Source organism: Pseudomonas marincola, from assembly GCF_900116605.1.
Lineage (GTDB): Bacteria > Pseudomonadota > Gammaproteobacteria > Pseudomonadales > Pseudomonadaceae > Aquipseudomonas > Aquipseudomonas marincola.
In genome coordinates, this window is the sequence record NZ_FPBC01000003.1 from 309,542 (window position 1) to 322,479 (window position 12,938).

A 12,938-nucleotide genomic window follows, 5' to 3' on the forward strand; every position below is an offset into this window, starting at 1 on the left:
AGGTTTGGGCAAGGGCGCAAAGGGCTTCACATGATCCACAGGTTATCTGCTGATGGTGCGTTTTGACTGCACAAGCGTGCACGAGTTCGCAGCACATTACCTGATCTGGCCCATTGCCCGCCAACGGCTTGTGGCTTGCACCGGCGTACCACGTAAATTGGCTGCATAGCTGGGCGCGCAGAGTTAGGATGCGCGAAAGCAGCTAATGAATGAGATGAGACAACCATGAGTGAACTGTTCAAAGCCGATGCGGACTCGCTGGAGATACTGCAGCGCGAAACTTGTTTCAAGGGCTTCTACCGGCTCGACCGACTGCGCCTGCGTCATCGCCAGTTCAGCGGCGCGATGGGCCCAGAGATCAGTCGCGAACTGTTTGTTCGCCACGATGCGGTCTGCGTGCTGCCTTATGACGCGCAACGCGACGAAGTGGTGCTGATCGAGCAGTTTCGCGTTGGCGCGGCCGATAAAAGCGCCAGCCCGTGGTTACTTGAACTTGTGGCCGGTTTGATAGACAAAGACGAGCAGCCTGAAGAGGTGGCGCGCCGTGAGGCGGTAGAGGAAGCCGCGCTTGAGCTTGGGGCGCTGTGGCCCATCACTCAGTACTATCCTTCACCTGGTGGATCGGACGAACGTGTTCATCTGTTTATCGGCCGTTGCGACAGTTCCAACGCCGGTGGAGTGCACGGTCTTGCTGAAGAGGGTGAAGATATCAAGGTGCATGTGTGGGCATTCGAGGATGCCTTGCAGGCCGTTAAAAATGGCATTATCGACAATGCAGCGAGCATTATTGCGCTGCAATGGCTGGCGCTTAACCGCGCCGAAGTGAGGGGGATGTGGGTTTAAATTTGCTACGTGAGCGCTACCGGGTAGACCTGCTGGAACTGCAGGCCACCTGTGAGGCGAATTATGCTCGGCTGATGCGCTTGCTCCCGGCAATGCGCCAGGAGGAGGGCGTGCGCCGGATTGCTATCACCAGCGAGCAACACTCCATGGGCATGCTGGCGCTCAATGTGCTGGAAAACTGCCCTTACACCTCCACCATCGAGGTGAGTCAGGAACATAATCTGTCGTGGATGCCGGTGCCAACCTTAGAGGTTCGGGTGTATCACGATGCGCGCATGGCCGAAGTCATCAGTGCTCAGAGCGCCCGGCGCTTTCGCAGTATTTACCCGTATCCCAATGCGGCGATGCACCAACCGGACGAAAAAAACCAGCTCAACGTGTTTTTGGGTGAGTGGCTCAGCCACTGCCTTGAATGCGGGCATGAGCCGGAGCCGGTTTTAGTGGGCTCGCGCTAGGCAGGCCGGCCTACATTCAGAACAGTCTGAAATTCTGTGATACAGGCCCGCTTAGCGGGTTTACTGCCATCTAAGCTAGCCTCCATACTTTAGCTATTCCGCTCAAGGAGATGGCTTTTGCCGAGCGCGCCGATGTCTAAAACCGATTCTTCAGTACTCATCGTGCAACTTTCAGACAGTCATCTTCTTGAGGAAGAGGGCGGCAGATTGTTGGGCATGGATACTTACGACAGTTTGCAGCAAGTGGTCGACCGGGTTCTGCAAGAGCAGCCGGTGGTCGATCTTGTGCTGGCCACGGGCGATCTCTCACAGGATGGCAGCGAAGCCTCGTATCAGCGCTTCCGTGAGGTCAGCTCGGCCATTGATGCGCCCGCGCGTTGGTTGCCAGGCAATCATGATGAAGTGCCGGCGATGCAGGCCGCCTGCGTTGCGACTCATCTGCTTGACCCGGTCGTGGATGTCGGCAACTGGCGGGTCATTGTGCTGGATTCCTCAATCCCAGGCGCTGTGCCTGGCTATTTGAGTGACCGACAACTGGCGCTGCTGGAGCGTGCCTTGAGCGAGGCGCCTGATCGCTATCATTTGATTACCCTGCATCATCACCCTGTGAGCATTGGTTGCCGCTGGATGGAGCCGATTGGCCTGCGCAATCCGGGCGCGCTGTTTGCTGTGCTGGACCGCTTTCCACAGGCGCGCGCCGTACTTTGGGGGCATGTGCATCAGGAGTTCGACCAGATGCGCGGCAACCTGCGCCTGCTGGCGTCGCCGTCCACCTGTGTGCAGTTCATGCCGGGCAGCGAAGACTTTCAGGTCGATACAACCGAGCCGGGGTATCGCTGGTTACGCTTGTACGACGACGGTCGCTTGGAAACTGGCGTGTCACGGGTGGCCGGGATCGATTACGTGGTCGACTACAGCGTTAAGGGCTATTAACTGCCAGCCGTCGTGCAGGTAGTCACTGCCTGTACGTCCGGCCCTGTTTCTCAGGGCTGGCGGTGCATCAGGCTTACGCTTTGCAACTTCTTGGGCTAGAGCCTGACCCTGTAAAGCTGCTACCGTTTGGCCTTATTAATCAATTCACTCGATAAACCATGCCCGCCAGTCACCCCAGCATCCTTTATTTACACGGTCTGAACAGCTCGCCAGCCTCGCATAAAGCCAGTCAGTTGCAGCGGGCCATGCAGCACATGGGGCTGGCCGAACAGCTGGCGATACCGGCTCTGCATCATCATCCGCGTGTGGCAATCGCGCAGATAGAGACGCTGATCGAAACCCTCGGGCGGCCTGTGCTGGTCGGTAGCTCGCTGGGCGGCTACTATGCGACCCACTTGGCTGAGCGGCATGGGCTTAAAGCGCTGCTGATCAATCCTGCTGTGAGTCCGCATTTACGCTTTGATGGTTATTTAGGCCCGCAGACCAACTTTTACAGCAATGAAACCTGGGATCTGACTGCCGATCACGTGAGTGCGCTGGCTGAGCTTGATGTGCCGCCGCCGACGGATGGAAGCCGTTATCAGGTCTGGTTGCAAACGGCTGATGAAACCCTTGATTATCGCGACGCAGGCGTATTTTATCGCCAGTGTGCCTTGCGTATTCAGGCTGGCGGCGATCACGGCTTTCAGGGATTTGCTGAGCGCCTGCCAATGCTCTTTGCTTTTGCGGGGATCGCGCCACAATACTGGCGTGATACCGATTTTTGCGCGCTGGATGTGCAGTGATTGGCCAGTTGATGGCCGAACCCTGCACCTCGCGTTCTGTTTAGAAGTACCTCGATTAACTGAAGAAGATTAAGAGACCTATGGCCAGTTATAACGCAGACGCCATCGAAGTCCTTTCCGGTCTTGATCCGGTTCGTAAACGTCCCGGCATGTACACCGACACCAGTCGGCCCAATCACCTGGCTCAGGAAGTCATCGACAACAGTGTCGACGAAGCACTGGCCGGTCATGCCCGTTCGATCCAGGTCATCCTGCATCAGGACAACTCGCTCGAAGTCAGCGATGACGGGCGCGGTATGCCGGTAGATATGCACCCTGAAGAAGGCATCAGCGGCGTCGAGCTGATTTTCACCAAGCTGCACGCCGGCGGTAAGTTCTCCAACAAGAACTACCAGTTCTCAGGCGGTTTGCACGGTGTGGGCATTTCGGTGGTCAACGCGCTCTCGACCCACGTTGAAGTGCGGGTCAAGCGTGACGGCAGCGAATACCAGATGACCTTTGCCGATGGCTTCAAATCAAGCGACTTGCAAGTGGTGGGTACGGTTGGCAAGCGCAACACGGGCACCAGCGTGCACTTCTGGCCGGATGGCAAATATTTTGATTCGCCGAAGTTCTCGATCAGCCGCCTCAAGCACGTGCTCAAGGCCAAGGCAGTACTCTGCCCGGGTCTGGCCGTCAGCTTTGAAGACAAAGCCAGCGGCGAGCGGGTTGAATGGCTTTATGAGGACGGCCTGCGTTCCTATCTGGTCGATGCCGTCAGCGAATTCCAGCGCCTGCCGGATATGCCGTTCTGCGGCAGCCTGAGCGGCAATAAAGAAGCCGTAGATTGGGCGCTGCTGTGGTTGCCGGAAGGCGGCGACAGCGTTCAGGAAAGTTACGTCAACCTGATCCCGACTGCGCAAGGCGGCACGCACGTCAACGGCCTGCGTCAGGGCTTGCTCGATGCCCTGCGCGAGTTCTGCGAGTTCCGCAACCTGATCCCGCGTGGCGTCAAGCTGGCGCCGGAAGATGTCTGGGAGCGCATCGCCTTCGTCCTCTCGATGAAAATGCAGGACGCCCAGTTCTCCGGGCAGACCAAGGAGCGTCTGTCGTCGCGTGAAGCCTCGGCGTTTGTCTCGGGCGTGGTCAAAGATGCGTTCAGCCTGTGGCTCAATGCCAACCCCGAGTTGGGTCAGCAGTTGGCTGAACTGGCTATCAGCAATGCCAGCCGTCGCCTCAAGGCCGCGAAAAAGGTCGAGCGTAAGCGCATTACCCAAGGCCCGGCTCTGCCCGGTAAATTGGCCGATTGCGCCGGGCAGGACCCGAAGCGTTCTGAGCTGTTTCTGGTAGAGGGTGACTCCGCTGGCGGTTCGGCCAAGCAGGCGCGCGATAAAGAGTTTCAAGCGATCATGCCGTTGCGCGGCAAGATTCTTAACACCTGGGAAGTCGATGGCAGCGTGGTGTTGGGCTCGCAAGAAGTTCACGATATTGCCGTCGCGATCGGTATCGATCCAGGTTCCGCTGATCTGACGCAACTGCGCTACGGCAAAATCTGCATCCTTGCCGACGCCGACTCCGATGGTCTGCACATTGCCACTTTGTTGTGCGCGTTGTTTGTTCGGCACTTCCGTCCGTTGGTCGACGCCGGGCACATTTTCGTGGCCATGCCGCCGTTGTATCGCATTGACCAAGGCAAAGAGATTTTCTACGCGCTGGATGATGCCGAGCGCGACGGTATTCTTGATCGACTGGTCGCCGAGAAGCGTCGCGGCAAACCGCAAGTCACGCGATTCAAGGGTCTGGGCGAGATGAATCCGCCGCAACTGCGTGAAACCACCATGGATCCGAACACCCGTCGTCTGGTCCAGCTCACGCTGGAAGACTTCGCCGGTACGGAAGAGATCATGGATATGCTGCTGGCCAAAAAACGTGCGTCTGATCGCAAGTCGTGGCTGGAGTCGAAAGGAAATCTGGCTGAGGTTCTGCTTTGAGGCAGTTGTTATTTACCCTGACCCTGTTTATCTCGGCGCCGCTGTTTGCGGCAACCGAGGCCCCCGAAGAACTCAAACTGCTCAGTGAAAACCCAGTCGCCGGCATGGAGCAGGGCAACCTGTCCGGGCTGGCGTGGTGCGGTGATGCCTTGTGGGCGGTTTCCGACCGTGAAGACGGGCACGTTTATCGGCTCAATACCGATGTGAGCCCGTGGCAAGCCGAGGCTGAGACATTTGTTGCGCCGCCGCTGCCGGACAACATGCGGCCGTGGGGCATGAAAATGCGCGGCTGGATCACCGGCCTTATCCGCGGTGGCGATCTGGACTTCGAAGGTATTTCCTGTGATTCCGCTGGCAACCGTTATCTGCTCAGCGAGGCGCATGCCGGTGTGCTGAAAATGCCGCCAGCGGGGGAGCCCGAATGGTTGACCCTGCCGAAAACCTTTATGCGACAGGCGCGTGCCAGTGGCTTGCTGCTGCACTTCAACGCCATGCTTGAAGGGATTGCGATTGATCCGGCAGGCGAGCGCATGTGGTTGGCTGCCGAGCGTGAGCGCCGGGGATTGCTGGCGTTGTATGGCAAGTCCAACAACTGGCGCTGTCAGGGCCCTTGCGTGCTGCAAAGCGAGAGCGGGGTTGTGGTTGCGCCCAAACTTGGCGCGGGGCCAGTGCCCAAGGATTATTCCGATCTGAGCTTTTATCAGGAGAAACTCTTCACTCTGGAGCGTCAGGCGCATCAGATCTGCCGCCGTGAACTTGAAACCGGCGCAGTCGAGCGCTGTTGGTCCTTTGCCGAAGCGGCACTGACCGACGCGCGCCGCTACGACAGTAAATACGGCATGGCCGAGGCGCTGTGGATTGATCCAGAAGGTGCCTGGATCGGACTTGATACCGGTGCTCACACGCGCGCCGATGGCGAAGACCGGTCAATCGTCTGGCGTTTTGGCGCGCCAAAAGGTGGCTGGGAGCAAGCGGAGTGACTGAACAGACGCCGGGCAAACGCGCGGGGCGGGTGATGTGGGTGCTGGCGTGGGGCGCAGGCATATTGCTGGCGACACGCTTTTTCGGTGACTGGGAAACGGCCCAGTACAACCCCAATCAGGCGCCGGTGTCGGTTCAGGGCAACGACTATATTGAAGTCCGCTTGGTCAGCTCCCGTGATGGGCATTACGTCTCGGCGGGGCAGATAAACGGCAACGATGTGACCTTTTTACTCGATACCGGCGCCACGCAGGTGGCGGTGCCGAGTGCAGTGGCTGAACAGCTTGGCCTGCAAGCGGGCGCGCCGATTGTGATCCGCACCGCAAATGGCCGGGCTACCGCCCACAAAACCCGGCTCGACCGGCTTAAACTGGGCGCAATTGAACTGCGCGACGTGCCGGCGTTAATTGCGCCTGGCATGCATGGCGATGAGGTGTTGCTCGGTATGAGCGCCCTCAAACAACTCGAATTTACCCAGCGCGACGGCACCTTGATGCTGCGCCAATCAACTTTGCAATGAGGCCCGCATGAGCGATTTACTCGACTTGAGCCTGGATGGCGTAGAACGCCGTTCGTTGGCCGACTTTACCGAGCAGGCTTACCTCAACTACTCGATGTACGTGATCATGGATCGCGCGCTGCCGCATATCGGTGATGGTTTGAAGCCCGTGCAGCGACGCATCATCTACGCGATGAGCGAACTGGGCCTGGACGCTGATTCCAAGCACAAGAAATCGGCGCGTACCGTCGGTGATGTGCTGGGTAAGTTCCACCCGCACGGCGACTCTGCCTGTTACGAGGCGATGGTGCTGATGGCGCAGCCGTTCAGCTACCGCTACACGCTGGTCGACGGCCAGGGTAACTGGGGTGCGCCGGATGATCCGAAGTCATTCGCGGCCATGCGTTACACCGAGGCGCGGTTGTCCCGCTATTCCGAGGTGTTGCTGACTGAGTTGGGCCAGGGCACGGTTGATTGGGTGCCGAATTTCGACGGTACACTCAACGAGCCGGCGACTTTGCCGGCTCGTTTGCCGAACTTGCTCCTGAATGGCACCACCGGCATTGCCGTGGGCATGGCCACCGATGTACCGCCGCATAACTTGCGTGAAGTAGCAGCAGCCTGTGTACGCCTGCTCGATGAGCCAAACGCCACGGTCGAACAGCTCTGCGAACATGTTCAAGGGCCGGATTATCCGACCGAAGCTGAAATCATCACGCCGCGCAGTGAGCTGCTCAAGGTTTACGAGACAGGCAAAGGCTCGGTGCGCATGCGTGCGGTGTATCGCATCGAAGATGGCGATATCGTCGTCACCTCCCTGCCGCATCAGGTCTCGGGTTCCAAGGTGCTTGAGCAGATTGCCGCGCAGATGCAGGCCAAGAAGTTGCCGATGGTGGCGGACCTGCGTGACGAGTCCGACCACGAAAACCCCTGCCGCATCGTGATTATCCCGCGTTCCAACCGCGTCGATTGCGAAGAGCTGATGCAGCACCTGTTCGCCACCACCGAGCTGGAATCCAGCTACCGGGTCAACACCAACGTGATTGGCCTGGATGGCAAGCCGCAGGTGAAAAACCTGCGCGAAATGCTCCGCGAATGGCTGGCTTACCGGACCAACACCGTGCGCCGCCGTTTGCAGTTCCGCCTCGACAAGGTCGAGAAGCGTCTGCACCTGTTGGAAGGTTTGTTGATCGCCTTCCTCAATCTGGATGAAGTGATTCACATCATCCGTACCGAAGACCAGCCCAAGCAGGTGTTGATCGAGCGCTTTGCGCTGACCGACGTGCAGGCCGATTACATCCTCGATACGCGCTTGCGTCAGTTGGCGCGCCTCGAAGAAATGAAAATCCGTGGCGAGCAGGATGAGCTGGCCAAGGAACGCGACAAGTTGCTCAAGCTGTTGGGCAGCGAAGCCAAGCTGAAGAAGCTGGTGCGTGATGAAATCATCAAGGATGCCGAAACCTATGGCGACGACCGCCGCTCGCCAATCGTCGCGCGCAGCGAAGCGCGGGCGTTGTCCGAGACTGAGTTGTTGCCGACCGAGCCGGTCACCGTGGTGGTGTCCGAAAAAGGCTGGGTGCGCTGTGCCAAAGGCCATGACATCGACGCCACCGGCCTTTCTTATAAAGCCGGCGACGGATTCAAAGTTGCAGCGCCGGGGCGCTCTAACCAGTACGCGGTGTTCATTGACTCGACCGGGCGCAGCTACTCGTTGCCTGCCCACTCGTTGCCATCTGCCCGCGGGCAGGGTGAGCCGCTTACCGGTCGCCTGACGCCGCCGCCTGGCGCTGTGTTCGAAGCGGTAATGATGCCCGAAGACGACGCGCTCTACGTGATCGCCTCGGATGCCGGCTACGGATTTGTGGTTAAAGGTGAAGACCTGCAAGCCAAGAACAAGGCGGGCAAGGCGCTGCTGAGTCTGCCTGCCGGTGCCAAGGTTGTTGCGCCCAAGCCGCTGACCAGCCGCGAAGAGGACTGGCTGGCTGCCGTCACTACCGAAGGCCGTCTGTTACTGTTCAAAGTGGCGGATCTGCCGCAGTTGGGCAAAGGCAAGGGCAACAAGATTATTGGCATTCCTGGTGACCGGGTGGCCAGCCGTGAAGAGTATCTGACCGATCTGGCTGTGTTGCCGGTGGGCGCAACGCTGGTGCTGCAAGCGGGTAAGCGCACCTTGTCGCTGAAAGCCGATGATCTTGAGCACTATAAAGGTGAGCGCGGGCGTCGCGGGAACAAGCTTCCGCGCGGATTCCAGCGTGTTGATGGGTTGCTGGTCGAGCGGATTACACCGGCTGGATAACAGCTTGTATGAGTACAAGGCTGGAGTCATGGCGCGCTTTAGCGGATGATATGCGCCTTCGGCTAGCGCCGAGGGCATCATCTGTGCATGACTCAGCGGTAATGACGATCTTTTGACTCTTCATCTGCGGGCGTAAATCCACCGATTATGGCGGTTTATATGCAGTATTTCGTCGAAGTTCGGATAACTGCTTAATTGCCGTCGATGCCCCGCTAGCCAATCGATTATTTGGATGCCGGTACAGGTTGCCGGCTGGATGAGAGTGATGAGCCTAGTGCGCCTCCCTTTAGTATTACTTTTGACAGGCCTGGTTAGTCTTGTGGGTTGTGTGAGTCAGCAACCGGTGCCTTTGTATCAGTTGGACAGCGGCAAAATCAGTGTGCCAGCGGACAAGGAAGGCATTGCTGTGCTTCTGGGCCCGGTGTCGATTGCGGATTACTTGCAGCGTGAAACCCTTTTGCAGCGTCAGGCTGACGGTAGCTTGATCGCGGCCAGCGGTGTGCGTTGGGCAGGCAGCCTGGCTGCCGAGCTGGATCAGCAACTGCTGCGTCAACTGGCGTCACGCCTCGACAGCCAGCGTTTGGTGTTGTCGCCAGCTGAGCCGGGCTTCACCCCGCAAGTACAGGTTCTGCTGACCATCGCCCGGCTCGACTCAGGCCCGCAGCAGCCCGCTGTGCTGGATGCGCAGTGGCGCCTGATGAGCAAGGATGGCCAGTTGATTGATGGCCGCATGGTGCACATCGAAGAGGCGCATGAGGGCAGCATTGCTGATCAGGTTCGGGCGCAAAGCCTGGCGGTGCAGCAACTGGTTGGCCAGTTGGCCGATGCGATCAAGACCAGCAGCTCAACGCCTGTAGCGGTAACGCCGCCAGCGGCCAAAAAGCCTGCGCCAACCCCGGCGGCGAAAGAGCCACCGCCGAAGATACCGATGGCTCAGCCGATCCGCATAGATTCCGAGGTTTATCGCTTCTGATAGCGTTGCCCGGATAAAACAAAACCCGCGATTGCGGGTTTTGTTTTATCTGGCGTCTGGCATCACTGGGTTTCGTGCATCCGGCCCAGTTGGCGTTCCAGCAGCGACGGGTAAGGCTCCAGCAGACGCTCAACGCAGCTGGCACCCTCGGGGCTGGCAATCGCACGAATGCGCGCACGCTGGCGTACCAGCGGGTCTTCAGCAATGCTGCGCTCAACCAGCAGCAAATTGCGGCTGTGTTGCGACAGCGCGAGTGCATCTTGCGCGTGTTCATTGAGCAGCAACTCACCCTGGCTCAGGCCGGTGAGGTTCTTGCCCTGAGTCATGCCGAGCTGCAATTGCAGAGTGATACCACTGTCGGCGACTTCTATCTGCAGGGCGTGGCCCAGTGCGCGCATCAGCTCGCCGCAGCAAATGGCATGGGTCAGGTAATCGTCGTCACCTTCCTGGCAATGGAACAGCATCAGGCTGCTGCCGTCGCTCAGGGTATACAGCTCGCCTTCATACAAGGCCGATGCCTGATCAAGGCAGCCGCGATAGCGCTTGAGCAATTCCAGCAAGCGGCTGCGGGGCAGGCGCTTGAGCTGATCCTGCGCGCCGAGCTGAATCGCCAGCACCGCGCTTGGCAAAGTGGATTTAACCGGCGCTGGCGCCACTGGCGTGTGCTGGGCAACGGGCTCAGGTTCGGGCTGCAAGCCGTCGAAGGCATCGTCGTCATCGCCATCATCAAGGGCGGTGAATACCGGCGCACGGCGCACGGCAGGGCGTGGCTGCGACGGTGTCCGGTCCGCAGGGGCGTCGTCAATATCGAACTCATCGCGATCGGCGCTGAGGTCGGGAACATGAAAGGATTGCGCGGCAGCCTCTGGCTCATCAAGGAAGCTGTCGTCGATGTCATCCAGCGCAGGCTCTGGCTCTTCGACCGGCTCGGGCTCTGGCTTTTCAGGGACCAGACGCGCTTGCAGCTGACGGGCGAGATCGCCGACTTCATCATTACGGCCCGCGCCTGGCGCGTGATCATCCGGATCGCGCAGCCAGATGCGCAACTGCATCAGCGGCGTGGAAATGTGCCGGCCCAAGCGCAGACTCAAGGCCAGGGTCAGGGCCAGCAGAATAAGGCTGAGAATGCCCATGCTCTGCAGGCTGATCGTCATCGGTTGCTGGAACTGCTGCATATCGAGGCTGATGCGCAACTGCCCGGCAATCACATCCTGAAAGGTGATCGCGGTCGAGTAGAGGCCGTCGGTTTCGCCGAGAATGCTTTGGCTCGGGCGCGTGCCGGCTTCGGCGAGAATACGGTTATCGACGCTGTAAATAGCGGCATGCGCAACCAGCGGGTTTTTCACCAGATTATTCAGTAGCACGTTAAGGCTGAGAATATCGTTGGAAACCAGCAGCTCGGTCGCCGAAGCGGATGTCTGGATAATCAGGCTGGTGCCCAGCGCGTCAGCTTGTTGCTGCATGGCTTGCTTGAACTGCATGCCAATCACCCACGCATAGATCGCCAGCGCCATAACGACGAGCAGCAAGCTATGGCTGGCGATACGCAGCGGCAACGGCACGCGACGCTGGCGCAGGGCCTGAAACAGCAATACGAAGAAGTTATCGGATTTCACGGGGGCGGGCCGGTTCACAGAGCTCGGCTCTTGTCGACTATAGATGCCGCGCAGTATAGCGATGAGCAGGCATGTGGCAAAGCACCCAGAATGGCCGGAAAGTCAGGAAAATGGGTAGAATGTGTGCCTCTGCCCAGCCTGACTGGAGATTACCGTTACTGAAAAATTCTTAACTGCCAGCAAACGGTGAGATTTAACGGGTGTTTTACCCGCAGATTCACAGCTAATAGGTGCTTGCGCGCCACTATTAGCTCTATTTACTGAGTCGGACAGCAGCACTTATCCACTCACTTTCACCACTAACCTGCCTGGAGAGTGCGCTTTGCGCGAAATCGTCCTGATCAACATTACCGGCGAAGATCGTCCGGGGCTGACGGCCGCCATTACCGGGGTTTTGGCGCAAGGCGGCGTTAATATTCTGGATATCGGCCAAGCGGTTATCCATGACACTTTGTCTTTCGGCATTCTGGTTGAAATTCCCGATACCGAGCGCGCCTCATCGGTGCTCAAGGATGTGCTGTTCTGCGGCTATGAGCTCGACCAGCAGGTGCGGTTCACGCCGGTCTCCGAAGCGGATTACCAGCAGTGGGTCGGCGCGCAGGGTAAACCGCGGCATATTGTGACCCTGCTGACGCGCAAGGTCACGGCTGAGCAATTGCAGCGGGTCAGTGCGATTACGGCCAAGTACGGCCTGAACATTGATCACATTGACCGTCTGTCCGGGCGCATGCCGCTCGACATGCCGGATGAACAGGGCAAAGGCTGCATCGAGTTTTCGGTACGCGGCGAGCCAGCTGACCCCGCCGCACTGCGTGTTGAGTTCCTTGGTGTGGCGCAAGAGCTCAATGTGGATATCGCCTTCCAGCAAGACTCGCTGTTCCGGCGCAATCGTCGCCTTGCCGTGTTCGACATGGACTCGACCCTGATCGAGGCCGAAGTCATCGACGAATTGGCCAAGGCCGCGGGCGTGGGCGATCAGGTGGCCGAAATCACCGAGCGGGCGATGCGCGGCGAGCTGGATTTTGCCGCGAGCTTCAAGGAGCGTCTGGCGCTGCTCAAAGGCTTATCCGAGGATGTGCTGAGCGATATCGGCGCCTCGCTACGCTTGACCGAAGGCGCTGAAACGCTGTTCAGCGAATTGCGTCGCCTGGGTTACAAGACGGCGATTCTGTCTGGCGGTTTCACCTATTTCGCCAAGCAGCTGCAAGCCAAGCTGGGTATCGACTACGTATTTGCCAACGAACTGGAAATTGTCGATGGCAAGGTCACCGGCGTGGCGGTCGAGCCGATTGTCGATGCGCAGCGTAAAGCTGATCTGCTGCGCCAGCTGGCGGCTCAGGAAGGTTTGCGTCTGGAGCAGACCATTGCCGTGGGCGATGGCGCGAATGATTTGCCAATGCTGGCTATTGCCGGTTTGGGCGTAGCCTTCCGGGCCAAGCCACTGGTCAAACAGTCCGCCAAGCAAGCCATCTCGACGCTGGGTCTGGACGGTATTCTCTACCTGCTCGGTTATCGCGACCGCGACGGGCTGGATTGAGCTGTTAGCAGACACGTAAAAAAACCGCTGGATAGCGGTTTTTTTACGTG

At 58.8% G+C, this 12,938-nt stretch carries 11 protein-coding genes; 10 read left to right on the forward strand and 1 reads right to left on the reverse strand.

Annotation, left to right across the window (positions count from 1 at the left end; genetic code table 11):
* Positions 1 to 225: 225 nt before the first annotated feature.
* The 9 genes from nudF to BM395_RS07720 all read left to right on the forward strand — a co-directional run bounded on the left by nudF (position 226) and on the right by BM395_RS07720 (position 9,735).
* Complete coding sequence (gene nudF / locus BM395_RS07680; RefSeq protein ID WP_069898307.1) at positions 226 to 843, forward strand: ADP-ribose diphosphatase; 618 nt, start codon at positions 226 to 228, stop codon at positions 841 to 843.
* Complete coding sequence (locus BM395_RS07685) at positions 834 to 1,298, forward strand: DUF1249 domain-containing protein (RefSeq protein WP_090510306.1); 465 nt, start codon at positions 834 to 836, stop codon at positions 1,296 to 1,298. Before nudF ends, BM395_RS07685 begins: the two co-directional genes overlap by 10 nt.
* A gap of 132 nt (positions 1,299 to 1,430) precedes the next feature.
* Positions 1,431 to 2,231 carry a 3',5'-cyclic-AMP phosphodiesterase gene (gene cpdA, locus BM395_RS07690; protein ID WP_425287589.1) on the forward strand — a complete coding sequence of 267 codons (801 nt, stop codon included), beginning with the start codon at positions 1,431 to 1,433 and terminating at the stop codon, positions 2,229 to 2,231.
* 158 nt (positions 2,232 to 2,389) lie between these two features.
* The gene (locus BM395_RS07695) at positions 2,390 to 3,016 is read left to right on the forward strand and encodes a YqiA/YcfP family alpha/beta fold hydrolase (protein ID WP_069898304.1); all 627 of its coding nucleotides are present in this window, start codon (positions 2,390 to 2,392) and stop codon (positions 3,014 to 3,016) included.
* An 80-nt stretch (positions 3,017 to 3,096) separates the two neighbouring features.
* Positions 3,097 to 4,986: a DNA topoisomerase IV subunit B gene (parE, locus tag BM395_RS07700; RefSeq protein ID WP_090510311.1), complete on the forward strand. Its 1,890-nt coding sequence runs from the start codon at positions 3,097 to 3,099 to the stop codon at positions 4,984 to 4,986.
* On the forward strand, positions 4,983 to 5,966 hold the full coding sequence (locus BM395_RS07705) for an esterase-like activity of phytase family protein (RefSeq protein ID WP_090510313.1): 984 nt from the start codon (positions 4,983 to 4,985) through the stop codon (positions 5,964 to 5,966). The genes parE and BM395_RS07705 overlap by 4 nt, the downstream gene beginning before the upstream one ends.
* Positions 5,963 to 6,487 carry a retropepsin-like aspartic protease family protein gene (locus BM395_RS07710; protein WP_069898301.1) on the forward strand — a complete coding sequence of 175 codons (525 nt, stop codon included), beginning with the start codon at positions 5,963 to 5,965 and terminating at the stop codon, positions 6,485 to 6,487. Before BM395_RS07705 ends, BM395_RS07710 begins: the two co-directional genes overlap by 4 nt.
* Before the next feature lie 7 nt (positions 6,488 to 6,494).
* Positions 6,495 to 8,762, forward strand: a complete 2,268-nt coding sequence (gene parC, locus BM395_RS07715; RefSeq protein WP_069898300.1) for a DNA topoisomerase IV subunit A — start codon at positions 6,495 to 6,497, stop codon at positions 8,760 to 8,762.
* A gap of 265 nt (positions 8,763 to 9,027) precedes the next feature.
* Entirely contained in the window at positions 9,028 to 9,735 is a 708-nt protein-coding gene (locus tag BM395_RS07720) for a PqiC family protein (RefSeq protein ID WP_090510316.1), read from the forward strand.
* Positions 9,736 to 9,797: 62 nt separating this feature from the next.
* Here the strand turns inward: BM395_RS07720 and BM395_RS07725 are convergent, their stop codons facing one another.
* Positions 9,798 to 11,369 carry a histidine kinase gene (locus BM395_RS07725; RefSeq protein WP_069898298.1) on the reverse strand — a complete coding sequence of 524 codons (1,572 nt, stop codon included), beginning with the start codon at positions 11,367 to 11,369 and terminating at the stop codon, positions 9,798 to 9,800.
* Between the two features lie 304 nt (positions 11,370 to 11,673).
* On the opposite strand from BM395_RS07725, the gene serB reads away from it, so the two are divergent.
* Positions 11,674 to 12,888, forward strand: a complete 1,215-nt coding sequence (gene serB / locus BM395_RS07730; RefSeq protein WP_069898297.1) for a phosphoserine phosphatase SerB — start codon at positions 11,674 to 11,676, stop codon at positions 12,886 to 12,888.
* Positions 12,889 to 12,938: the final 50 nt, after the last annotated feature.